The sequence below is a fragment of the Mesorhizobium sp. Root695 genome (genome assembly GCF_001428185.1).
Lineage (GTDB): Bacteria > Pseudomonadota > Alphaproteobacteria > Rhizobiales > Rhizobiaceae > Mesorhizobium.
This window is the reverse complement of record NZ_LMHO01000046.1, coordinates 16,415-38,888: the sequence shown is the minus strand read 5'-3', so window position 1 is coordinate 38,888 and position 22,474 is coordinate 16,415. Positions and strand designations below refer to the sequence as shown.

The 22,474-nt window shown below is 64.6% G+C and carries 20 protein-coding genes and 1 pseudogene; 17 read left to right on the top strand and 4 right to left on the bottom strand.

What is annotated here, in order from left to right:
• Positions 1-88 precede the first annotated feature (88 nt).
• The 7 genes and pseudogenes from ASD99_RS30515 to ASD99_RS30485 all read left to right on the top strand — a co-directional run bounded on the left by ASD99_RS30515 (position 89) and on the right by ASD99_RS30485 (position 7,646).
• On the top strand, positions 89-1,255 hold the full coding sequence (locus tag ASD99_RS30515; RefSeq protein ID WP_057145902.1) for an NAD(P)/FAD-dependent oxidoreductase: 1,167 nt from the start codon (positions 89-91) through the stop codon (positions 1,253-1,255).
• Between the two features lie 14 nt (positions 1,256-1,269).
• Positions 1,270-3,117, top strand: a complete 1,848-nt coding sequence (locus ASD99_RS30510; RefSeq protein WP_244482886.1) for a branched-chain amino acid ABC transporter ATP-binding protein/permease — start codon at positions 1,270-1,272, stop codon at positions 3,115-3,117.
• Between the two features lie 54 nt (positions 3,118-3,171).
• Entirely contained in the window at positions 3,172-4,338 is a 1,167-nt protein-coding gene (locus tag ASD99_RS30505; protein ID WP_056588951.1) for an ABC transporter substrate-binding protein, read from the top strand.
• A gap of 4 nt (positions 4,339-4,342) precedes the next feature.
• Positions 4,343-5,047: an ABC transporter ATP-binding protein gene (locus ASD99_RS30500; RefSeq protein WP_056588949.1), complete on the top strand. Its 705-nt coding sequence runs from the start codon at positions 4,343-4,345 to the stop codon at positions 5,045-5,047.
• Positions 5,048-5,052: 5 nt separating this feature from the next.
• Positions 5,053-5,934, top strand: coding sequence for a branched-chain amino acid ABC transporter permease (locus ASD99_RS30495; protein WP_027035600.1), 882 nt, complete (start codon positions 5,053-5,055; stop codon positions 5,932-5,934).
• A gap of 4 nt (positions 5,935-5,938) precedes the next feature.
• Positions 5,939-6,592, top strand: a pseudogene (locus ASD99_RS30490) (FMN-binding negative transcriptional regulator).
• 7 nt (positions 6,593-6,599) lie between these two features.
• On the top strand, positions 6,600-7,646 hold the full coding sequence (locus tag ASD99_RS30485; protein WP_057145901.1) for an ornithine cyclodeaminase: 1,047 nt from the start codon (positions 6,600-6,602) through the stop codon (positions 7,644-7,646).
• 16 nt (positions 7,647-7,662) lie between these two features.
• Here ASD99_RS30485 and ASD99_RS30480 read toward each other — a convergent pair whose 3' ends face one another.
• The 4 genes from ASD99_RS30480 to ASD99_RS30465 form a co-directional block, all read right to left on the bottom strand.
• Entirely contained in the window at positions 7,663-8,733 is a 1,071-nt protein-coding gene (locus ASD99_RS30480; RefSeq protein WP_057146016.1) for an alcohol dehydrogenase family protein, read from the bottom strand.
• 42 nt (positions 8,734-8,775) lie between these two features.
• Positions 8,776-10,155: an aspartate aminotransferase family protein gene (locus ASD99_RS30475; RefSeq protein ID WP_056588938.1), complete on the bottom strand. Its 1,380-nt coding sequence runs from the start codon at positions 10,153-10,155 to the stop codon at positions 8,776-8,778.
• A 37-nt stretch (positions 10,156-10,192) separates the two neighbouring features.
• The gene (locus ASD99_RS30470) at positions 10,193-11,686 is read right to left on the bottom strand and encodes an NAD-dependent succinate-semialdehyde dehydrogenase (RefSeq protein WP_057145900.1); all 1,494 of its coding nucleotides are present in this window, start codon (positions 11,684-11,686) and stop codon (positions 10,193-10,195) included.
• Positions 11,687-11,817: 131 nt separating this feature from the next.
• Positions 11,818-12,309 carry an Lrp/AsnC family transcriptional regulator gene (locus ASD99_RS30465; RefSeq protein WP_056588932.1) on the bottom strand — a complete coding sequence of 164 codons (492 nt, stop codon included), beginning with the start codon at positions 12,307-12,309 and terminating at the stop codon, positions 11,818-11,820.
• Between the two features lie 83 nt (positions 12,310-12,392).
• Between ASD99_RS30465 and ASD99_RS30460 the strand changes: the two genes are divergently transcribed.
• The 10 genes from ASD99_RS30460 to doeB all read left to right on the top strand — a co-directional run bounded on the left by ASD99_RS30460 (position 12,393) and on the right by doeB (position 22,067).
• Positions 12,393-13,778 (top strand): PLP-dependent aminotransferase family protein, encoded by a 1,386-nt coding sequence (locus ASD99_RS30460; RefSeq protein WP_056588929.1) that lies wholly within the window; start codon positions 12,393-12,395, stop codon positions 13,776-13,778.
• 123 nt (positions 13,779-13,901) lie between these two features.
• Positions 13,902-14,687 (top strand): ectoine/hydroxyectoine ABC transporter ATP-binding protein EhuA, encoded by a 786-nt coding sequence (ehuA, locus tag ASD99_RS30455; protein WP_056588926.1) that lies wholly within the window; start codon positions 13,902-13,904, stop codon positions 14,685-14,687.
• Positions 14,688-14,774: 87 nt separating this feature from the next.
• Entirely contained in the window at positions 14,775-15,626 is an 852-nt protein-coding gene (ehuB, locus tag ASD99_RS30450) for an ectoine/hydroxyectoine ABC transporter substrate-binding protein EhuB (RefSeq protein ID WP_057145899.1), read from the top strand.
• A gap of 131 nt (positions 15,627-15,757) precedes the next feature.
• Positions 15,758-16,417, top strand: coding sequence for an ectoine/hydroxyectoine ABC transporter permease subunit EhuC (gene ehuC / locus ASD99_RS30445; protein ID WP_056588919.1), 660 nt, complete (start codon positions 15,758-15,760; stop codon positions 16,415-16,417).
• Complete coding sequence (ehuD, locus tag ASD99_RS30440; RefSeq protein ID WP_056588914.1) at positions 16,417-17,076, top strand: ectoine/hydroxyectoine ABC transporter permease subunit EhuD; 660 nt, start codon at positions 16,417-16,419, stop codon at positions 17,074-17,076. The genes ehuC and ehuD overlap by 1 nt, the downstream gene beginning before the upstream one ends.
• A gap of 3 nt (positions 17,077-17,079) precedes the next feature.
• The gene (gene eutA / locus ASD99_RS30435; RefSeq protein ID WP_056588910.1) at positions 17,080-17,859 is read left to right on the top strand and encodes an ectoine utilization protein EutA; all 780 of its coding nucleotides are present in this window, start codon (positions 17,080-17,082) and stop codon (positions 17,857-17,859) included.
• Between the two features lie 5 nt (positions 17,860-17,864).
• Complete coding sequence (eutB, locus tag ASD99_RS30430) at positions 17,865-18,857, top strand: hydroxyectoine utilization dehydratase EutB (RefSeq protein ID WP_057146015.1); 993 nt, start codon at positions 17,865-17,867, stop codon at positions 18,855-18,857.
• Positions 18,854-19,846, top strand: coding sequence for an ectoine utilization protein EutC (gene eutC, locus ASD99_RS30425; RefSeq protein WP_057145898.1), 993 nt, complete (start codon positions 18,854-18,856; stop codon positions 19,844-19,846). The genes eutB and eutC overlap by 4 nt, the downstream gene beginning before the upstream one ends.
• Positions 19,847-19,884: 38 nt before the next feature.
• Positions 19,885-21,063, top strand: a complete 1,179-nt coding sequence (doeA, locus tag ASD99_RS30420) for an ectoine hydrolase DoeA (RefSeq protein WP_057145897.1) — start codon at positions 19,885-19,887, stop codon at positions 21,061-21,063.
• Between the two features lie 5 nt (positions 21,064-21,068).
• Positions 21,069-22,067 carry a N(2)-acetyl-L-2,4-diaminobutanoate deacetylase DoeB gene (doeB, locus tag ASD99_RS30415; RefSeq protein ID WP_056588901.1) on the top strand — a complete coding sequence of 333 codons (999 nt, stop codon included), beginning with the start codon at positions 21,069-21,071 and terminating at the stop codon, positions 22,065-22,067.
• Positions 22,068-22,474: the final 407 nt, after the last annotated feature.

Sequence of the window (22,474 nt, the reverse complement as noted above, 5' to 3'; positions counted from 1 at the left end):
TATTGGTCAACAATGAAGAGATATTGACATCGTGTGATCGCTGGCCCTACCTTGTCGGAAAGCGGCCAAGAGACTGTGGGGAACAGCCATGCGAAACGGAAGCGACGTCATCGTCGTCGGTGCGGGTATTGTCGGATCGAGCGCCGCCTATCATCTGGCCAAGGCCGGTGTGAAGGTCACGCTGGTCGAGCAGACCCACCCGGCCGGCGGCCCGTCGGGCAAATCGTCGGCGCTGCTGCACGCCTTCTACCTGATGCCGGAGCTGTCGCAGCTTTCCATCCGTGGCCGCGAGATCCTCGTGTCGTTGCCGGAAATCGCGGACGAAGGTTCCTTTGTCACCGAGGTCGGCATGATGTGGGTCTGCGGCAACGACAACAAGGCAAGCTGGACGGCGGCAGCCAAACGCATTCGCGGCCAGCGCGCGCGCATCGAGACATTGTCTCCACAAGCCTTTGCCGACGCCGCGCCCGGCTTTGCCCTGGACAATGTAGCGCTGGCATTGTGGGAGCCGGAATTTGGTTATGCCGATGCCTTCGGCGCCACCAACGCCATCGCTCGTGCCGCCCGCGCCAACGGTGCGAGGATCATGCAGAACACCCTTGTCGAAAGCCTTCAGCGGCAGGGCGATCGGATCACCGGCGTCACATTGACCGATGGAACGGCGCTGGAGGCCGACACCGTCGTTCTGGCCGCCGGGCCATGGACGCGCCGGCTGCTGGCGACGGTCGGCCTTGATCTGCCGCTGCATGTCGAGCGCCATCCGATGGCCGTTCTCGACGCAGCCGGCAGGGCTCGCAAGGTCATGCCATTCGCCTGGTGCGACGACATCTCCTGCAACTATGCGCGGCCCGACAATGACGGCGTTATCCTGGCCGGCACCTGGGCCGGCGGCGGCACCGGCCTGCGCCACGAACACGCCGGCCGTCCCCGCTTTGTCGAAAATCCCGACAACTATATGGAAGGTGTCGAGGAATCGGAATCGGTCGAGATCCTGGAGACCTTCGCCACCCGTGTGCCGGCCATGGCCGAACTCGGCATCCGGCCCGGCTATGCCGGGCTCTATGACATGAGCCCCGACGACCTGCCTGTCATCGGGGCCATGCCTGATGTCGAAGGGCTGGTCGTTTCGGCGGGGTCCTCCGGCCACGGTTTCAAGACCGGTCCGGCCGTCGGCGAGGCCGTCGCCAGGCTGGTCACCGAGGGCGCGCAGCCGATCCTGGCGCCGTTTTCGCCCAGCCGCTTCAAGGCCGCGTGATGGCGTCGGTGACGATGAGCGAGAGCAAGTCACGCGGCTTCATGCCGGCCGCGTTTCGCAACGCCACGGCCGATGCCTTGTGCATGGTGGCGGTGCTGCTGCTGGTGGCGCTTGCCGCCTTTGTCTTCGGCGGCGCCGCCATGCAACGTGTGGTCACCTATGCCGCGATCATGCTGACGGCGGTGCTTGGCCTGCAGATCTTCTCCGGCAACAGCGGCATCGTCTCGTTCGGCCAGGCGGCCTTTGTCGGTCTCGGCGCCTACGCCACCGGCATTCTCACCATGCCGACCGCGTTGCAGAAAACCGCACTGCGCGACCTGCCGCAGTTCCTCGCCGGCCACCAACTCTCTTTCTTCGCGGCGCTGGCCGTCGTCCTGGTCCTGGCTGTCATCATCGGCCTGTTGACCGGCACGCCGCTGCTCAGGCTTTCCGGATCGAGCGCCTCGATCGCCACGCTGGCCATGCTGATCATTGTTTACACGCTGCTGGTCGCCGGGCGCGAGATCACCCGCGGCAGCCAACCCTTTTACGGCGTGCCGCGCGAAGTCGGGCTGTGGACGGCCGCCGCCGTCGCTTCGGTGGCGCTGGTGGCGGCGAGGCTGTTCCGCGAAACCTCTTTCGGCCTTGCCACCCGCGCCGCCGCCAATGATGAGCGTGGTGCGGCCGCCGTCGGCGTCGACCAGCGCACGGCGCGTCTGGCCGCCTGGGTGGCGGGTGTCGTTGCCGCCATGGCCGCCGGTGCCTTGATGGCGCAATTCCTTGGCGCCTTCTCGCCACGCGATTTCTATTTCGACCTCGGCTTCACCATGCTCGCCATGCTGATCGTCGGCGGCATGACCTCGTCGCTCGGCGCCTTCGCCGGCGTCATCGTCACCATCGTTTTGGTCGAAGTGGTGCGCCGCTTCGAAGGCGGCGGCGAGGTGCTCGGCCTGCATCTGCCTGTCCTGTTCGGCTTGACCCAGGGCGTGCTGGCCATCGCCATGATCCTGGTCATCTGGCGACGCCCGACCGGTCTTTTCGGCGAGCGTGAACTGAACCTCCTGCGCCGGTCCGGACGTCAGGCCGTGACGGCTTCGGCGGCACCTCCGCAGCATGTCGAGAGTGACCGGCTCACCGCCGACCATCTGTCGCGCCGTTATGCCGGCGTTGTTGCTGTCGATGACGTCAGCCTGAATTTTCAGACCGACAGCATCACCGGCATCATCGGCCCCAATGGCGCCGGCAAGACGACGCTGCTCAACATGTTGGCCGGCGATGTCCAGCCAAGTGCCGGCACCGTGTCGGTGGGTGGTGCGGTGCGGCAGGCCTCGGCCTTCCGCTTTGCCCGCTCCGGCGTTGCCCGCACCTTCCAGAACATCCGCGTTTTCCCGCACATGACCGTGCTGGAGAATGTCGTCGTCGCCGCACGCCAGGTGGAACCTGATCTTGGCCATGCCGAGGCGGCGGCCATGGGCGAGCTCGCGCGAATGGGGCTGGAGAAATTTGCCGATCAGCCGGCCGCCAGGCTTGCCTATGGCCAGCGCCGCCGGCTCGAAGTGGCGCGCGCCCTGGCGTTGAAGCCGCGCTTCCTGCTGCTGGACGAGCCGGCCGCCGGCATGAACGCCGTTGAGACCGCCGAACTGGTTTCCATCCTGTCGGCGGTTCGCACCGAGCGCCGCATCGGCGTGGTGCTGATCGAGCATGACATGCGGCTGGTGATGAATTTGTGCGAGCGCATCGTCGTCATCGATCATGGCCGCGTCATCGCCGACGGCACGCCCGGCGACGTCCAGAAGAACCCTGCCGTGATCGCCGCCTATCTCGGCAGCCGCACGGCCCGCGCCAAGACCGCAGATCAAGCGACCGCAGACCAGACCGCATAGACCGCAACGACAAGCAATCCAACCAACCATAAGAAATCCAGAAGGAGAACCGACATGCCAAGCCTCTATCGACTCCATCGCGCCGCCCTGTGCGCGGCCGTGTTCGGCATCGCCGCCATTTCGACGGCCAGTGCCGAGGAGATCATCATCGGTGCCGCGACCGCGCAGACCGGCGGCCTTGCCCCTTACGACCAGCCGGCACTTGCCGGCCTACGCATGTCGCTCGACGAACTCAACGCCAAGGGCGGGCTCGGCGGCAAATACACCGTCAAGCTGCTGATCAAGGATACGCGCTCAGACACCGCACAGACCGCCACTGTCGCGCAGGAGCTGATCGATGCCGGCGCCAAGATCATGATCACGCCCTGCGATGCCGATCCCTCGATTTCCGCCGGCCAGCTCACCCAGCCGCTCGGCATTCCGACCCTGACGCTGTGCGGCTCCGCCCCGGTGCTGACCGGCGCGGTCGGCGACGTCATGTTCGGCACCTATCCGGCCGACAATGTGCAGGCGACGGCGGTCGCCGACTTCGCCGTTTCCGAAGGCAAGAAGAAGGTGTTCCTGTTGACCTCGCCGGACTCCACCTACACCGCCAACCTGCCGGAATATTTCGGCAAGGTGTTCGAGAAAAAGGGCGGCGCTATTGTCGGCCGCGGCACCTTCAGCATGGGCCAGCCGGATTTTTCTGCCGAGATCACCAACATCAAGGGCCTGGCCGACAAGCCGGACCTGATCATGACGGCGGCCTATGAGCCCGACTTCCCAGCCTTCATGCAGCAGTTGCGTGGCGCCGGCGTCACCATCCCGGTCTATGGCGCCGATGCCATAGGCACGCCGACCATCAAGGCGCTCGGCAAATTGGTCGATGGCGTCGTCTACACCTCGGCCGGCTATGCCGAGCCGGGCAGCAAGCTCGAAGCCTTCAATGCCGCCTTCACCAAATATGCCGGCCACGCACCGGAATCGACCTATGAGGTCAATGGCTACGAGATCGGACTGATCCTCGACCAGGCGGTCAAGACGGCCGGTTCCGACGACCCCAAGGCGATCCGTGACGCCATCGCCGGCTTGAAGGATTTCGATGGCATCACCGGCAAGATCACCTATGCCGGTACCGACCGCATGCCGCTGCGGCCAGTGGCGCTGATGCGCTACGAGGGCGGCGAGGGCAAGCATGTCCAGACTCTGATCCCCGACGCCGCCGACGTTCCCGCGCCGTGATGTCATGCTGAGCGTCGAAGCCCTGAAAATCCGGTACGGCGAAGTCGAGGCGGTGCGCCGCGTCGACCTCACCGTCGACAGCGGCGAGATCATCGCGCTGGTCGGTGCCAACGGCGCCGGCAAGAGCTCGACGCTCGGCGCCGTCGCCGGGCTGGTGCCGGCGGCGTCCGGCAAGGTGATCTTCGATGGTGTCGACATCACCGGGCTGGCGCCGGAGGCGATCGCCCGCAAAGGCGTCGCGCTGGTTCCCGAAGGCCGCCGCATCTTCGCCAGCCTGACGGTGGCCGACAATCTGCGTCTCGGCGGCGCGGTGCATCAGCCGGCGGCCGAGGCGCGGCTGCGCGAGGAGGAGATGCTGGAGCTGTTCCCGATCCTGCGCCGCTATTACCGTGTCAAGGGCGGCAATCTGTCGGGCGGCGAACAGCAGATGCTGGCCATCGCCCGCGCGCTGATGGGCAAGCCGCGCATGATCCTGCTCGACGAGCCCTCGCTCGGCCTTGCGCCGCAACTGATCGACACCGTCTTCGACCTGATCGCCGAACTGCGCCGCAAGGGCCTGACCATCCTTCTGGTCGAACAGAATGTGGCGCTCGCGCTCGAAATCGCCGACCGCGCCGTCGTGCTCGCCAATGGCGAGGTGGTGCTGTCGGGCACGGCGAAAGAACTCGCCTCCTCGGACCTCGTCCGCCAAGCCTATTTGGGAGCTTAAGAAGCATGATCGCGCAGCAGATCATCAATGCAGTGAGCCTCGGCGGCGTCTATGCCTTGCTGGCGCTCGGGCTGGCCATCGTCTTTTCCATCGTCGGCCTCATCAACTTCGCCCATGGCGAGCTGATGACGCTGTCGGGCTATGCGCTGCTGGCCTCGCTGGTGCTCGGCTTTCCCTTCCCGGTGGCGGTGCTTGTCGCCGTTTCCTGCGGCGCGCTCGCCGCTGTCGCCATGGAGCGCATCGCCTTCCGGCCGATGCGCGGCGCCAGCGTCACCAGTCTGTTGCTAACCAGCTTCGCCGTTTCCAGCCTGTTGAAGGTCGTCTTCCAGAACGGCATTTCGGCGCGGCCGCAGGCTGTCGCCATGCCCGGCTGGATGACCGGCGCCTTCTCCTTCGGCGATTTCACCATCGGCGTTGGTCCCAGCATCTCCATCGTTGTCTCGGCGCTGGCGCTGATTGCGCTCGAAGTCTTCCTGCGCCGCTCGGTGACCGGTACGGCGATGCGCGCCGCGGCGGAAGATTTCGACGTCGTGCGCCTGATGGGCATTCCGGCCAGCCGCATCATCGCCACCGCCTTCCTGCTTTCCGGCCTGCTCGCCGGGCTGGCGGCCATGCTGTGGGTGGCGCAGCGTGCCTCGGTCGATCCGCTGATGGGTTTCACGCCCGTGCTGAAGGCCTTCATCGCGGCCGTCGTCGGCGGGCTGGGCAGCTTGCCGGGTGCGGTCGCCGGCGGCTTCCTGCTCGGCATCATCGAGGTGCTGTTGCAGGCGACACTGCCCGGTGCGATCGCGCCCTATCGCGACGCCATCGTGCTGTCGGGTGTCATCGCCGTGCTGCTGGTTCGCCCGCAAGGCCTGATCCCGGCGGTTCGCGCCCAGCGAAGCTGACCTGATGTACAGCAAGCCTGAATTTGCGCCGCTGTCGCGCGACGAGGTGTTCGGCCTGATCGAAGCCGCGGCCTTTGCGACGGCGGTGACGTCAGGACCGCAGGGCCTCGCCGTATCGCATCTGCCCTTCGTGCTTGATCCCATGCGCGGTGAAAACGGAACGTTGGTCTCGCATCTCGCCAGGGCCAATCCGCACAGCGCGCTGATTGCCGAGGGCAGGGAGACGGTCGCCATCTTTCACGGCCCGCATGGCTACATCTCGCCGTCCTAGTATCCGCGCAACCCAGTGCGCGACAGCGCGCCGACCTGGAATTTCGCCGTCGTGCATTGCCATGGCAGGCCGGTTACGCTCGACGATCACGCCACCGCAAGACATCTGCTTCAGCTTGTCGACATGCTCGAAAAAGATCGCGACGACCGCTGGCGGATGCGCGAACTGGGACCCGGCGGCATGGAGCGGCGCATACCGCATATCCTCGGCTTCGACCTGCCGATCGAACGGCTAGAAGCCAAGTTCAAGATGGGGCAGGATGAGCGCCTCTACGACACAAGCGGAGCCATCAGGGCGCTGGAGCAAAACGATCCAGCGCTGGCAACGATGATGAAGGCACACAACGCGCATCGCCAAGGACTGACCACCTGCATGCGGCAAGGATAAGAAAAAAATGATTCCCAATCTCAACATCGTCCCCTTCGTCAGCGTCGACCACATGATGAAGCTGGTGCTGAAGATCGGCGTCGAGCGCTTCCTCGTCGAACTTGCCGGCTACATCGAGGACGACTTCCGCCGTTGGGAACTGTTCGACAAGACGCCGCGCGTCGCCTCGCACAGCGCCGAGGGCGTCATTGAGCTGATGCCGACCAGTGACGGCGAGGTCTACGGCTTCAAATATGTCAACGGTCACCCCAAGAACATGCGCGAGGGCCGCCAGACGGTGACCGCCTTCGGCATGCTCGCCGATGTCCACAATGGCTATCCTGTGCTGCTATCCGAAATGACCATCCTGACCGCGCTGCGCACGGCGGCGATGTCGGCTCTGGCTGCCAAGTACCTGGCGCCGACCGGCTCCAGCTGCATGGCGCTGATCGGTAACGGCGCCCAGGCCGAATTCCAGGCGGTGGCCTTCAAGGCGATGCTCGGCGTCGACAGGCTGAGGCTTTATGACATTGACCGCACGGCCACCGAAAAATGCATCCGCAATCTCGCCGGGCTCGGCTTCGACATGGTCGCCTGCGGCACCGCGCAGGAGGCGGTCGAGGGAGCCGACATCATCACCACCGTCACCGCCGACAAGCAGTACGCCACCATCCTCACCGACAACATGGTCGGCTCCGGCGTCCACATCAACGCGGTCGGCGGCGACTGTCCCGGCAAGACCGAACTGCACCACGACATCCTGCTGCGCTCCGACATCTTCGTCGAATATCCGCCACAGACCCATATCGAGGGCGAGATCCAGCAGCTTGCGCCAGATCACAAGGTGACCGAGCTGTGGCAGGTGATGTCAGGCGCAGTGCAAGGCCGGCGCGATCCCAGCCAGATCACGCTGTTCGATTCGGTCGGCTTCGCCATCGAGGATTTCTCGGCGCTGCGCTATGTCAGGGATCAGCTGCGCTCGACCGGCCTCTACCAGGAACTCGACATGCTGGCCGACCCCGATGAGCCGCGCGACCTGTTCGGCATGCTGCTGAGAGCGGCCCAGCAGGGTTGAGGCACAGTCAGGTTGTTCAGATAGCCGAACCCCACATGGCATCCGGCACCACCACCAGCTTGCCGACGAAATCCTTGGCGATGAAATCCGCCTGCGCATGGTGGAAATCGGAGAGCTTGTAGACGCCGCCGACCAGCGGCCGGATTTTCTTCGCCTCGATGTATCCAACGATGCGGCGGAAATCGGCGCGCGTGCCCTGGCTCGAGCCATGCAGCTGCAATTGCTTCAGATACATGGTCCTGAGATCGAGCTGCACGACCGGACCGGCAATCGCGCCGGCGGTGGTGTAGCGGCCCTCGGGCCTCAGGATGCGCAACAGGTCGTTGAAGATAGTGCCGCCGACGAGGTCGGCCACCACATCGATCGGCTGGCCGCCGGTCGCCTCGTTCACGGCTTGCGGGAGGTCGGCAACGCCACGGGTGATGACAGCCTCGGCGCCGATGTCGAGCACTGCCTGTTCCTTGCCCTTGCCGGCGACGGCATAGGGAATGGCGCCGCGCGCCCGAGCCAGCTGCACGATGCCGGAACCGACACCGCCCGAGGCGCCGGTGACCAGCACGCGCTCGCCGGCCTTGAGCGCGGCGCGCTCCAGCATCTGTTCGCCAGTGAGGTAGGCGCAGCAGAAGGTGGCGAGTTCGACGTCGGTCAGTTCGGTATCGACGACATGAGCGTTCTCGGCCGGAACGGCCTGGTATTCGGCGTAGCCGCCGTCGCGGCCGTGGCCCATATAGTCGATGTCGGCGAGTGAATCGTCGTCGCGGTTGTAGATCGAGAAATCGACCATCACCCGTTCGCCGATACGGTCAGGCGAAACGCCTTCGCCGACGGCGGCGACGGTGCCGACTGTGTCGGTGCCCTGGATGCGCGGGAAAACAAGCGTGTTGCCCTGGTGCCGCCAGGTCGACACCGCGGCAGCATCCTCCTCCGTTCCATAGGCGCCCTGGCGCACCCAGACATCGGTGTTGTTCATGCCGCAAGCGCTGACCTTGACCAGCACTTCATCAGGAGCAGGCGCGGGCACTTTCACATCGCTGCGGTAGACGAGTTTTTCCGGTCCGCCGTGCCCGGTGAGCAGCACGGCGGCCATGGTGGCGGGGAGGGTTTCGGTCACGGCGTTCACAGGTCGATTTCAGAGATTGGCAAACACGCTCTTCACCGCGTCCGCCGTCTTGGCCACCACGGTGTCGGCTTCTTCGCGCGTCAGGCAGAGCGGCGGGGCAAAGCCGAGGATGTCTCCCTGCGGCATGGCGCGGCCGATGACGCCGCTGGCGGCAAGTGCCGTCGCCACCTGTGGTCCGATCTTCTGCGAAGCGTCGAAGAACACCCGGTCGTCCTTGTCGGCGACGAACTCGACCGCCGCCAGCATGCCGTCGCCGCGCACATCACCGACGTGTCTGTGATCGCCGACCGCCTTGGCCAGCTCGGCGCGGAAATAGGCGCCGGTCTCGCGGGCATTCGTCACTAGGTCCATCTCGTCGATTAGTTCGAGATTGGCGACGCCAGCAGCAACGCAGATCGGATGCGCCGAATAGGTCCAGCCATGGCCGAGCGAGCCGAGCTTGTCGGAGCCCTCAACCAGCACCTGCCACATCTTGTCGGCGACGATGACGCCCGACAGCGGCGCATAGGCCGAGGTCAGGCCCTTGGCGATGGTGATCAGGTCCGGCTTGATGCCGTAATGGTCGGAGCCGAACATGGTGCCCAGCCGGCCGAAGCCCGTCACCACTTCATCGGCGACCAGCAGCACGTCATATTTCTTCAGCACCGCCTGGATCTTCTCCCAATAGCCGGCCGGCGGCGGCACGATGCCGCCGGTGCCGAGGATCGGCTCGCCGATGAAGGCGGCGACCGTTTCCGGGCCTTCGGCCAGGATCATCTCCTCGAGCTTGTCGGCGCAATGCTGCGAAAACTGCTCCTCGCTCATCGAGCGGTCGGCGCGGCGGAAGTAATAGGGCGCCTCGGTGTGCAGGATCGGCGCGCGCGGCAGGTCGAAGGCGTTGTGGAACAGGTCGAGCCCGGTCAGTGATCCCGTCATCACGCCCGAGCCGTGATAGCCGCGCCAGCGCGAGATGATCTTCTTCTTCTCCGGCCGTCCGAGCACATTGTTGTAGTACCAGATCAGCTTGATGTTGGTTTCGTTGGCATCCGAACCCGACAGGCCGAAATAGACCCTGGACATGCCCTTCGGCGCGCGGTCGATGATCATCTTGGCCAGCGTGATCGAGGCCTCGGTGCCGTGGCCTACATAGGCATGGTAGTAGGCGAGGTTCTTCGCCTGGGCGGCGATGGCATCGGCGATCTTCTGGCGGCCATAGCCGACATTGACGCAATAGAGGCCGGCGAAGGCATCGAGGCTCTTCTTGCCATTGTTGTCCCAGACGGTGACGCCTTCACCGCCGGCCATGATGCGGGTCGGCGATTCACCGCGCGCATGCGTGCCCATATGGGTCGAGGGATGGAAGAAATGATCGCGATCCCAGGCGGCGAGTTCGTTGGACTGGTCGAGCATTTTTTGACTCCTGACAAAGGGACGATTTCGGCGCAGCTTAGGCTACATCGAGGCAAAGATATTTGAGATCGGTGAAGGCTTCGAGCCCATGGCGCGAGCCTTCGCGGCCGATGCCGGATTGCTTGACGCCGCCAAACGGTATCGGCGCGCCTGTGATCTTGACGCGGTTGATGGCGACCATGCCGTAGTCGAGCGCACGGCCCATACGTTGCTGGCGGGCGCCGTTCTCGGTCACGACATAGGCGACGAGGCCATATTCGGTGGCATTGGCGCGAGCGATCACCTCGTCCTCGCTGTCGAACGGCGTTACGGCGGCGACCGGACCAAAGGTCTCCTCGCGCATGATCAGCGCTTCGTCACTGACATCGGCCAGCAGCGTCGGCTGGTAGAACAGGGGGCCAGCCTGGTGCCGCCCGCCGCCGGTGAGGCAGCGCGCGCCAAGGGCGAGCGCGTCGGCGACCTGTTCCTCGACCTTCTTCACTGCGCGCTCATGCATCAGCGGCCCGATGTCGGTGTCACCGGCAAGGCCATTGCCGCTGCGCAACGCCTCGATGCGCTGGGCGAAAGCGGCGCAGAAGCGCTCGTAGATTGGACGCTGGACATAGATGCGGTTGGCGGCGAGGCAGTCCTGGCCCGATGTGGCGAATTTGGCGTCGATAGCGATGCTCACGGCTCTCTCCAGATCGGCATCGGCAAAGACGATCAGCGGCGCGTGGCCGCCAAGCTCCATCACCAGCCGTTTCATTGTCGGCGCACTTTGCGCGGCGATCAGCCTGCCGATCTCGGTCGAGCCGGTAAAGCTCATGGCGCGAACGCGCGGATCTTCGCACAGCCGGCCGACGATGGTCGAAGCCTTGCCGGTGATGATGTTGAAGACGCCAGCGGGCAGGCCGGCGCGTTCGCCGAGTTCGGCCAGCGCCAGCGCCGATAGCGGTGTTTCCGAGGACGGATGCGCAACGATGGTGCAGCCGGCGGCAAGGGCGGCGGCTGCCTTGCGGGTCAGCATCGCCGACGGAAAATTCCAAGGCGTGACGACACCGACGACACCGAGCGGCTCGCGCCGCACCATCATTTCGGCGCCTGCCAGATGGCTGGTGATGCTCTCTGCGTTCAGGCGTTTTGCTTCTTCGGCATACCATTCGACGAAGGAGGCGGCGTAGTCGATCTCGCCCTGCGATTCCTGCAGCGGCTTGCCCTGTTCCAGTGTCATCAGCAGGGCCAGATCATCCTTGGCGCCGACGATCAACTCGAACCATTTTCTTAAGGTTTTCGAGCGCTCCTGCGGCAACAGCGCCCGCCAGGCCGGAAAGGCGCGCGCGGCGGCATCGATCGCCTTTGTCGTCTGCCGGCCATCGAGCGCGGCGACGAAAGCGACAGTCGTGCCGGTGGCCGGATCGGTTACCTCGAAACTTTCGGCAGCCTCGCTCGCTGTCCAGTGGCCGTCGACATAGGCAAGTTCGCGAAGCAGCCGGCGGTCGGCGAGGCCGTCGAGCGCTTCATGGCGATGCGAGCGGGCGAAATGCGCGGACATGGTCGAGGCCTCCCGGTTCGGACTGATGCGGGAAGATTATCCGCCCGATGCAGACAGAGAGGCTGTTTGGATGCCTCGGAGTAGAGAGACTCTCTCTATTGCGTCGCCTCGGCAGACGATCTCTCCGGTCCTTAAGCCGACGCCGGCAGCAGGTCGGCTATGGGCAGCGCGATCTCGTCCTTCACCGTCTTGATGACGATGTAGGTGAAGTAGCGGTCGATGCCGATTTCGCGGTCCAGCAAGCCGTCGACCAGCCGCTGATAGGCGTCGATGTCGCGTGTCATCACCTTCAGCACATAGTCGACGCCGCCTCCCACCGACCAGCAGGCGACGATCTCGGGAATGTCGCGAATGACGCGCTCGAAGCGCTCGAAATCGGCCTGGCGGTGGTTGGCCAGCGTCACCTCCATCAGCACGGTGGCGACGGGTGCCACGACACGCATGGCGATCCTGGCGTGGTAGCCCGCGACGATGCCGGCCTTTTCCAGCTTGCGCAGCCGCATCCAGCACGGGGTCGGCGACAGGCCGACCTGTTCTGCCAGCGCCAACTTGGTGATGCGTCCGTCGCGCTGGATGGCGTCGAGGATTTTCAGGTCGATCGGGTCGAGTCTCGCAGCGTTCATCGGCGTCCACTTTTTCGTCCACCGCACCATGACGGCGCATTATTTCGATTGTCAATTGCACTGATTTCGATCTCTAATAAGTCATGACATTGTGGCAACCCGATCCCGCGCTCATCCGGCGGCCGGCCTATCAATCGCTGGCCGACCAGTTCGCGCGCGCCATCCATGACGGGCGTCTTGCCAATGGCGCACGGCTGCCGACCCACCGCCGGCTGGCCGACGACCTCAAGCTTTCGGTGCAAACGGTCGGCCGCGCCTATGAGGAGCTGATCCGGCGAGGCCTGATTTCTGGCGAGATCGGTCGTGGCAGCTTCGTCCAGACGCAGCGCCGCGAGCCGGAACCACCCTATCTGCCAGAGCGGCTCGGCGAAGTCATCGATCTGTCGATCCTGAAACCGGTCTGCGAGCCGATGCATCTGGAGCGGCTGAAGCAGGCGCTGGGCTGGCTGGCCGAGAACCTTCCGTCGAGTTCAGCACTTTCGTTCCGCCCCAACATGGTGTTTCCACGCCATCGCGCGGTGGCGGTCGAATGGCTGAAACTGTGCGGGCTCGACATCTCCGCGCAGAACATCAGCCTGACCAACGGCGCCACCGCCGGCATGACGGTGGCGCTGATGAGCGTCGCGCCGCCCGGCTCGACGGTCGCCACCGAGGCGATCGGCCACCACACGCTGGTGCCGCTTGCACGCTATCTCGGCTTCAACCTCGAGGGGCTGCCGATCGACTGCAATGGCCTGATCCCGGAAGCACTGGACGAGGCCTGCCGGCTTTCCGACATCCGCGCCGTGTTCGTGCAGCCCTCGGTGATCAACCCAACGGCGACGCTGATGGATGCGGCGCGGCGGGAGCAGATCGCGGCTGTGGCGCGCAAGCACGACATCGCCATCATCGAGAACGATGTGCTGGGTCCCCTGGTCGAAGACCGGCCGCCGCCGGTTGCCGCGTTTGCGCCGGAGCGCACGCTCTACGTCACCTCCTTCACCAAGATCACGGTGCCCGGCCTGCGCATCGGCTATCTCGCGGCGCCCGACCGTTATGTCGCGGCCGTCGCCAACCGGCATCTGGTCTCGAACTGGATGGCGACGCCGCTGGTGGCCGAGATCGCCACCAAATGGGTGACCGACGGCACGGCGATGGAGCTTGTCCACTGGCAACGCGCGGCATTGCGGCGGCGGCAGGATATCGCGGCGCAAGTACTGGCGGGTGTGGACTATCGCGCCCGGCGCGACGGGCTGCATGTCTGGCTGCAACTGCCGGCCGACCGCTCCGAGGAGAGCTTTGTCGCCCAGGCTCGCCTGCAGGGCGTGGCGATTGCACCCGGTACATCCTTCCGCATCTCGGATGCGCCCTGGCATCCGGCGGTGCGCATCTCGTTGGGCTCGACCACCGAAGGGGAACTGCGCGCCGGCCTCGGCGTTGTCACCAAGCTTTTGCTCGGCGATCCGGAACATCTGCTGCTCGCTATCTAGGCCCGGTTTGCGCGGAAATTGTGCGGAATCAGAATAATTGACATGATATTATTTTCCCAATTGACATGATTTGGCGCGTTCCGCATCGTTAGAGCATAGACCTCTCCAGGACGGGGAACTGAAGTGCCCACGCCCATCATCAAGATCGACGCCATTTCCAAAAGCTTCGGCACTTTCAAAGTGCTGGACGGCTTGTCGATGCAGGTCATGCCTGGCGAGAAGCTGGCGCTGATCGGCCCATCGGGCTCGGGCAAGACGACGATCCTGCGCATCCTGATGACGCTGGAGCGCATCGATGGCGGTCATATCCAGATCGATGGCGAGCAGCTTTACCACATGGAGCGCAATGGTCAGCTGCTGCCCGCCGACGAGCGGCACCTGACAAGAATGCGACAGAAGATCGGCATGGTCTTCCAACTGTTCAACCTGTTTCCACACAAATCTGTCATGGACAATGTGACTCTGGCGCCGATGTTGACCAAGGGCACGGCGCGTGCCGCCGCCGAAAAACGGGCGATGGAACTGCTCGAGATGGTCGGCATGGCCGACAAGGCCAAAAATATGCCGGCACAGCTGTCTGGTGGGCAGAAGCAACGCGTGGCGATCGCCCGGGCGCTCGCGCTATCGCCGAAGATCATGCTGTTCGACGAGGTGACATCGGCGCTCGATCCGGAACTGGTCGAGGAGGTGATGAACGTCATGCGCAAGCTCGCCGCCGAGACCGACATGACCATGCTTCTGGTCACCCACGAGATGGGTTTTGCCCACGACTTCGCCGACCGGGTGCTGTTCTTCGATCGTGGCAAAATCGTCGAGGAAGGCAAACCTGACGAGATTTTCCGTCATCCCAAGCAGGAGCGTACGCAAGGCTTCCTGAAGAAGATCATCGCGGCCGGACATCGCGTCTGACCGTAATGCCGAGGCGGCAAGGCCGCCGTCAGGGGCGGTGAGGCCGCCCGTAACAAAAGCAAGACAAGAAACAAGGAGTTGGGAACAATGAACAAACCTAGCATTCTGGCCGGCGTTGCCGGTCTTGCACTGACGGCGGTGCTGGCCGCCTCGAGCGCAGGTTCGGCTGACGACAGCAAACTCGAGCAACTCAAGGCACAAGGCTTTGCCCGCGTCGCCATCGCCAACGAGCCGCCCTATACGGCGGTCGCCGCCGACGGCAAGGTTTCGGGTGCCGCGCCCGATGTGGCGCGCGAGATATTCAAGCGCCTCGGCGTCGCCGACATCGTTGCCTCGATCTCTGAATATGGCGCCATGATCCCCGGCCTGCAGGCCGGCCGCTTCGATGTCGTCACCGCCGGCCTGTTCATGAAACCGGAGCGCTGCGCCGCCGTTGTCTATTCCGAGCCGGTGCTATGCGACGCAGAGGCGATGCTGGTGAAGAAGGGCAATCCGAAAGGCTTCAAGAGCTATGAGGACGTCGCCAAGGACACGACCGCCACGATCGGTGCGCCCGGCGGCGGCACGGAGGAGAAGCTGGCGCTCAACGCCGGCGTGCCGCGCGAGCGTGTCATTGTCGTGCCGGACGGCCAGAGCGGCGTGAAGATGCTGCAGGACGGTCGCATCGATGCCTATTCGCTGCCGGTTCTGTCGATCAATGATCTGGTCAAGAAGGCCGCCGATCCAAACCTCGAAGTCATCGCGCCGGTGCAGGGCGCGCCGGTCTATTGCGACGGCGCCGCCTTCAAGAAGGGCGACGAGGCGCTGCGCGATGCCTTCGACGTCGAACTGGCCAAGCTGAAGACATCGGGCGAGTTCGCCAAGATCATCGAGCCCTACGGCTTCTCGGCGGCAGCCGCGATGTCGACGACGCGCGACAAGCTCTGCGCGGCGAAGTAGGCGCGCTTTTCCCTTCTCCCCGGTCACGGGGAGAAGGTGTCACGAAGTGACGGATGAGGGGCGGCGCCATGCTTTCGTTGGTTCGTGCCGCCCCTCATCTGCCTGCCGGCTAAACCCAACGTGGAACCTCAATGACCCAGTGGTCCGGCTATTTCGGCCTGATATTGCAGGGAGCGCTTGTCACCATCGAGCTGACGCTGATGGGGTCGGTGCTTGCCCTGTTCATGGCCTTTCTCGCCGGAATGGGGCGGCTCTCGCGCTTCTTCGTGCTGCGCGCGCTGGCCACCGCCTATATCGAATTCTTCCGCGGCACCTCGATCTTCGTGCAGTTGTTTTGGGCCTATTTCGTGCTGCCCTTCATCGGCGTTTCGCTGACGCCGTTGCAGGCCGGCGTGCTGGCGCTCGGCCTCAATGTAGGCGCCTACGCCGCCGAAGTGGTGCGCGGCGCCATCCAGTCGATCGGCCGCGAGCAATACGAGGCCTGCACCGCGCTCAATCTGGGCCGCTGGCAAGGCATGCGCCACGTCATACTGCCGCAGGCGCTGCTGGTGATGCTGCCGACCTTCGGCAACAACGCCATCGAACTGCTCAAGGCGACCGCCGTGGTGTCGCTGATCTCGCTCACCGATCTGACCTTCCAGGCGCAGGTGGTGCGTGCGCAGACCGGCAACACCTTGGTGCCGTTCACCACAATCCTGATCATCTATTTCATCCTTGCGCTGCTCATCTCGTGGGGCGTGCGCTCCTTGGAACGCCGCATGGCACGCGGCCTCGATGGGGTGCGTGCCTGATGGAATGGGATTGGAATTTCGTCTGGGAAATCATGCCAACGCTGATCCAGGGCGTGAAGATCACCATCCTGGCGACACTGCTCGGCTCGGTGCTGGCGGCGATCGTCGGGCTGGGCATCGCGCTGGCGCGCCGCTCGCCCAACAAGGCGTTGTCGCGCACAGTCGGCTTTCTCGCCGAGTTCATCCGCGGCACGCCGTTGCTGGTGCAGCTCTATTTCATCTTCTACGTGCTGCCCGACATCGGCATCCTGTTGCCGCCGCTGGTCGCCGGTGTCATCGGGCTCGGGCTGCACTACGGCACGTACACGGCGGAAGTCTACCGCGCCGGCATCGACAATGTGCCGCGCGGCCAATGGGAGGCCGCCAAGGCCTGCAATCTCAGCGCAAGACAGACCTGGACCCACATCATCATTCCGCAGGCCATTCCGCCGATGATCCCGGCCCTGGCCAATTATTTCATCGCCATGTTCAAGGAAACGCCGCTGCTGTCGGCGATCACCGTGCTGGAGCTGATGAACCAGGCCAAAAGCGTCGCCAACACCTATTATCGCTATATCGAGCCGATCACGCTGGTCGGCGCCTTCTTCCTCGTCATCAGTCTGTTTTCGGTCGTGCTGTTGCGCTGGCTGGAACGTCGCTACGGCAAGATCGAGAGGTAGCCGATGAAACCCTCGCCCGAGATCAAGGTCTATCCGAAACGGCCGGCGCTGGACGCGCGCCCGCTGGAGCGGCGCGTCGGCCTGATCATCCTGGCCACCGACCACACCAGCGAACCGGATTTCCGCCGCATGGTGGCGAGCGAGCGGATCGGCGTCTATGTCGCGCGCATTCCCTACGCCAACCCGACGACGCCGGAAAACCTGCGCAAGATGCAGCCGGCGCTGACGGCGGGCGCGGCCCTGATCCTTCCGGACGAGCCACTCGATGCCATCTGCTATTCCTGCACTTCGGCGTCGGTGGTGATCGGCGATGCCGAGATCGAGACGGCGATCCAGGCCGCCAAGCCCGGTGTTTCAGTCGTTACCCCGCCGATGGCGGGCGTGCGCGGACTGCGTGCGCTGGGCGCAAGCAAGATCAGCATCCTCACCCCCTACACCGTCGAGACATCCAGGCCGATGGCCGCCTATTTCGCGGCGCGCGGCTTCGACATCGCCAGCTTCACCTGTCTCGGCTTCGAGGACGACCGCGAGATGGCGCGCATCTCACCGGCATCGCTTGTCGAACTGGCGCGTGACGTGACCGACGCAAGTGCTGATGCGCTGTTCGTGTCCTGCACGGCGCTGCGCGGTGCGCTCGCGGTCACCGGCATGGAAAAGGCGATCGACCGTCCCGTGGTCACCAGCAACCAGGCGAGCGCCTGGAATTGTTTGCGGCTTTGCGGCGACGAGACGGCCCATCCCGAATTCGGCCGTCTGATGACGCTGCCCTTGCCGCGCGATTGATGATCATGAAACATGTCACCCTTGAGCACATTCGCGCCGCGCGAGAGCGCATTGCCGGCAAGGTCGAGCGCACGCCGACCGCGCTATCCCAGAGCCTTTCCGAAAGGCTGGGCGCACTGGTTCATCTCAAGCTCGAGCACCGGCAGACCACCGGCAGCTTCAAATTGCGCGGCGCCTCGAATGCCGTGGCTTCGTTGAGTGCCGAGGAGAAAGCGCGCGGCGTAGTCGCGGCCTCGACCGGCAATCATGGCCGGGCGCTGGCGCATGCGGCGAGGCTCGAAGGCATGCGCGCGGTGATCTGCATGTCGCGGCTGGTGCCAGAAAACAAGCTCGAAGAAATCCGCCGGCTTGGCGCGGAGATCCGCATTGTCGGCAACAGCCAGGACGATGCCCAGCAGGAGGTCGATCGGCTGGTGAAGCAGGAGGGGCTGGTCACGCTGCCGCCCTTCGACCATCCCGCCATCATCGCCGGGCAAGGCACGCTCGGGCTTGAGATGATCGAGCAGGTCCCGGACGCTGCTCTCGTTCTGGTCCAGCTCTCTGGGGGCGGGCTCGCCTCCGGCGTTGCCGCAGCCATTAAAGGCGTCAGCCCTCGGACAAAAGTCATCGGCGTCTCGATGGCGCGCGGTGCGGCGATGAAGGCGAGCCTCGATGCCGGCCACCCGGTGCTGGTGGAGGAATTGCCGACGCTGGCGGATTCGCTCGGCGGCGGCATCGGCCTCGACAACCGGCTGACCTTTGCCATGTGCCGCAACCTGCTCGACGATGTCGTCCTGCTCAGTGAAGACGAGATCGCCGCCGGCATCCGTCACACCTATGCGCGGGAGCGTGAGATCGTCGAGGGCGCCGGCGCGGTCGGCATCGCCGCTCTGCTCGCCGGCAAGGTCAAAGCGAGCGGTCCAGTGGTTGTTCTGCTTTCCGGCCGCAACATCGATATGGACGCGCACCGCACACTCGTCTGCTGCGAGGCGCCGTCGCTTAAGGAGCGTGCCGCATGAGCCGGATGACGATCCTCACCGAGAGAGAATTGCGCACGATCGTGACGCTCGATCCAGATGCCGTTGCCTGCGTCGAGAACGCGTTCCGCGCGCTCGCAACTCTGCCGGTAGCGATGCCGCCGATCCTGCGGCTCGACATTCCAGAGCATCGCGGCGAGGTCGATGTGAAGACCGCCTATGTGCCCGGCATCGACGGCTTCGCCATCAAGATCAGCCCCGGCTTCTTCGACAATCCGAAGCTCGGCCTGCCCAGCGTCAACGGCATGATGGTGCTGCTGTCGGCCAAAACTGGTCTGGTCGAGGCGCTGCTGCTCGACAATGGCTATCTTACCGATGTCCGCACAGCCGCCGCAGGTGCGGTCGCGGCGAGACATCTGTCGCGGCAGGACTCGTCTGTCGCTGCGATCTTCGGCGCTGGCGTGCAGGCCGGCTTGCAGCTCGAAGCACTCATGCTGGTGCGGCCGATCACCGAGGCGCGTATCTGGGCGCGCGATGCGGTCAAGGCGCAGGTGACCGCCGCCGCCTTGCGTGAAAAGCTCGGCATCGTCGTGCGCGCCCAATCCGATGCCGCAAACACGGTTGCCGGCGCCGACATCATCGTCACCACCACGCCGGCGACCGAGCCGCTGATCAAGGCGGGGTTTGTTTCCGCAGGTCAGCACATCACCGCGATGGGCTCCGACGCCGAGCACAAGAACGAGATCGCACCGGCAATCCTGCGCATGGCCGATCTCTATGTCGCCGACAGCGCCCGCCAGACGCGGCGCCTGGGCGAACTGCACCATGCCATCGCCGCCGGTGTGATGGCTGGAGATGCGGATGTGACCGAACTCGGCCAGATCATCGCCGGCGCAAGACATGGCCGGCGCTCGGCCAGCGACATTACCATCGCCGATCTCACCGGCACCGGCGTCCAGGACACGGCGATTGCCACGCTCGCTCGAGACCGCGCGCGGGCGGTGAAGGCGGGAACCATTTTCGAAAGCTGATACCGGCCGCGAGGCCCAACAAACGAGGACCAAGAACAATGCAACCGAACCTGAAATTCTCGCGCGGCGAATTTGCGGAACGCCTCGCCAAAACGCGCAAATCCATGGAAGCGAAGGGGGTCGACCTTCTTGTTGTCAGCGATCCTTCCAACATGGCCTGGCTGACCGGCTATGACGGCTGGTCGTTCTATGTGCATCAGGCCGTCATCGTGCCGCCATCTGGCGAACCGGTCTGGTACGGGCGCGGCCAGGACGCCAACGGCGCCAAGCGCACCGCCTATCTCGCACACGATAACATCGTCGGCTATGCCGACCACTATGTGCAGTCGACCGAGCGCCACCCGATGGACTTTCTGTCCAGCGTGCTTGCCGATCGCGGCTGGGGCAAGCTGACCATCGGCGTCGAGATGGACAATTACTGGTTCTCGGCCGCCGCCTTCGCATCGCTGCAGAAGCATCTGCCCAATGCCCGCTTCGTCGACGCCACCGCGCTGGTCAACTGGCAGCGCGCGGTCAAGAGCCCTACCGAGATCGACTATATGCGCAAGGCCGCCCGCATCGTCGAAGCCATGCACCAGCGCATCGTCGACAAGATCGAAGTCGGTATGCGCAAATGCGATCTCGTCGCCGAAATCTATGATGCCGGCACGCGCGGCGTCGACGGCATTGGCGGCGACTATCCGGCGATTGTGCCGCTGCTGCCGTCGGGCGCCGACGCTTCGGCGCCGCATCTCACCTGGGACGACAGACCGATGCAGCGCGGCGAGGGCACCTTCTTCGAGATCGCCGGCTGCTATAACCGCTACCACTGCCCGCTGTCTCGGACGGTCTTCCTAGGCAAGCCGACGCCGGAGTTCCTCGATGCCGAGAAGGCGACGCTGGAAGGCATGGAAGCGGGCCTGGCCGCGGCGAAACCCGGTAACGCCTGCGAGGACATCGCCAACGCTTTCTTCGCCGTGCTGAAGAAATACGGCATCGTCAAGGACAACCGCACCGGTTACTCGATCGGTCTTTCCTATCCGCCGGACTGGGGCGAGCGCACGATGAGCCTGCGCCCCGGCGACCGCACCGAGCTCAGGCCCGGCATGACCTTCCATTTCATGACCGGCCTGTGGCTGGAGACGATGGGACTGGAAATCACCGAGTCCATCCTGATCACCGAAACCGCTGTAGAGTGCCTGGCCAATGTGCCGCGCAAACTGGTGGTGAAGAATTGAGCCCGATGTCTAGCCTCCGCCCATCGCCAATCGCACCGACCGTCGATTTCGACAAGGATGGCGTCCAGCACGGCTTCCTGCGTCTGCCCTACAGCCGTGACGACTCGGCGTGGGGCTCTGTGATGATCCCGGTCTGTGTCATCCGCAACGGCAAGGGGTCGACGGCGCTGCTTTCCGGCGGCAACCATGGCGACGAATATGAGGGGCCGCTGGCGCTCTACGATCTTGCCCGCACGCTCGACCCGAAAGATGTCGGCGGCACGGTCATCATCGTGCCGGCGATGAACTATCCGGCCTTCCGCGCCGGCACACGCACCTCGCCGATCGACAAGGGCAACATGAACCGCAGCTTTCCCGGTCGGCCGGACGGAACGGTGACCGAAAAGATCGCCGATTATTTCCAGCGTGAGCTACTTCCCCGCGCGGACATCGTGTTCGACTTCCATTCCGGCGGCAGGACGCTGGACTTCGTGCCGTTCTGCGCCGCGCACACGCTGCCCGACAAGGCGCTGGAACGGAAAGCCTTCGACGCGGTGGCGGCCTTCGCCGCGCCGTTCTCGATGCGCATGATCGAGATCGACGCCGTCGGCATGTACGACACCGCTGCCGAAGAGATGGGCAAGGTCTTCGTCAGCACCGAGCTTGGCGGCGGCGGCACGTCGCGCGCGCAAACCGTGCGGATCGCGCGTCGCGGGATTCTCAATGTGCTGCGTCATGCCGGCATTGTCGATGGTGCAGTCGAGAAGACTCGAACCCAGTGGCTCGACATGCCGTCCGGCGATTGTTTCTCGTTCGCCGAGGATGACGGTATGATCGAAACCATGGTCGATCTCAGTGAGCCCGTCGAAGAAGGCGCGGTGCTGGCCCGCATTCATTCCACCGGCCGCACCGGCGTCGCTCCACAGGAGGTCCGGGCAAAAATGTCGGGCATACTGGCGGCGCGGCATTTCCCCGGCCTGGTCAAGGCCGGGGACTGCGCGGCGGTAGTGGCGGTGCACGCCTGAGCGGTTCCGCCAAGGCCGTGCTCCGCACGGTCAACTCCATCATCACTTGCTCTGCGCCCTGCGCGGAGCTTCCGGCGCGGCGGAAAGAAGCAGGATAGCGAGCGGAGTCGACATCGCATGAGGATGACACTATATACCGGCGGCTTCGACCCGCGCGCCTGAGGGTTTGCGCCGCGAAGCAACTGTAAATTTGTTGTGTGTTGCGCCATCTATTGTGACGAAAATCGGCTCGGAAACCGGAAAAAGCAAGTAGAAACAGTGGCGCAGAGCTGGGCGTGGCCCAGCCAACGGTACCGACCCCCCAGAATCAGAAAATGCTCTTGACCCCTCGATTTCCTATGGCTCTGTGGACCTTGGACGGCATCGGCTTGCCGGCTGACCGCGACTCGGCTCGAATGGGGGCATGC

Bases quoted from the DNA above. Each gene is read 5' to 3' on its own strand.
- ASD99_RS30515 (WP_057145902.1), top strand. From the start codon at position 89: ATGCGAAACGGAAGCGACGTCATCGTCGTCGGTGCGGGTATTGTCGGA.
- ASD99_RS30510 (WP_244482886.1), top strand. From the start codon at position 1,270: ATGAGCGAGAGCAAGTCACGCGGCTTCATGCCGGCCGCGTTTCGCAAC.
- ASD99_RS30505 (WP_056588951.1), top strand. From the start codon at position 3,172: ATGCCAAGCCTCTATCGACTCCATCGCGCCGCCCTGTGCGCGGCCGTG.
- ASD99_RS30500 (WP_056588949.1), top strand. From the start codon at position 4,343: ATGCTGAGCGTCGAAGCCCTGAAAATCCGGTACGGCGAAGTCGAGGCG.
- ASD99_RS30495 (WP_027035600.1), top strand. From the start codon at position 5,053: ATGATCGCGCAGCAGATCATCAATGCAGTGAGCCTCGGCGGCGTCTAT.
- ASD99_RS30485 (WP_057145901.1), top strand. From the start codon at position 6,600: ATGATTCCCAATCTCAACATCGTCCCCTTCGTCAGCGTCGACCACATG.
- ASD99_RS30480 (WP_057146016.1), bottom strand. From the start codon at position 8,733: ATGGCCGCCGTGCTGCTCACCGGGCACGGCGGACCGGAAAAACTCGTC.
- ASD99_RS30475 (WP_056588938.1), bottom strand. From the start codon at position 10,155: ATGCTCGACCAGTCCAACGAACTCGCCGCCTGGGATCGCGATCATTTC.
- ASD99_RS30470 (WP_057145900.1), bottom strand. From the start codon at position 11,686: ATGTCCGCGCATTTCGCCCGCTCGCATCGCCATGAAGCGCTCGACGGC.
- ASD99_RS30465 (WP_056588932.1), bottom strand. From the start codon at position 12,309: ATGAACGCTGCGAGACTCGACCCGATCGACCTGAAAATCCTCGACGCC.
- ASD99_RS30460 (WP_056588929.1), top strand. From the start codon at position 12,393: ATGACATTGTGGCAACCCGATCCCGCGCTCATCCGGCGGCCGGCCTAT.
- ehuB (WP_057145899.1), top strand. From the start codon at position 14,775: ATGAACAAACCTAGCATTCTGGCCGGCGTTGCCGGTCTTGCACTGACG.
- ehuC (WP_056588919.1), top strand. From the start codon at position 15,758: ATGACCCAGTGGTCCGGCTATTTCGGCCTGATATTGCAGGGAGCGCTT.
- ehuD (WP_056588914.1), top strand. From the start codon at position 16,417: ATGGAATGGGATTGGAATTTCGTCTGGGAAATCATGCCAACGCTGATC.
- eutA (WP_056588910.1), top strand. From the start codon at position 17,080: ATGAAACCCTCGCCCGAGATCAAGGTCTATCCGAAACGGCCGGCGCTG.
- eutB (WP_057146015.1), top strand. From the start codon at position 17,865: ATGAAACATGTCACCCTTGAGCACATTCGCGCCGCGCGAGAGCGCATT.
- eutC (WP_057145898.1), top strand. From the start codon at position 18,854: ATGAGCCGGATGACGATCCTCACCGAGAGAGAATTGCGCACGATCGTG.
- doeA (WP_057145897.1), top strand. From the start codon at position 19,885: ATGCAACCGAACCTGAAATTCTCGCGCGGCGAATTTGCGGAACGCCTC.
- doeB (WP_056588901.1), top strand. From the start codon at position 21,069: ATGTCTAGCCTCCGCCCATCGCCAATCGCACCGACCGTCGATTTCGAC.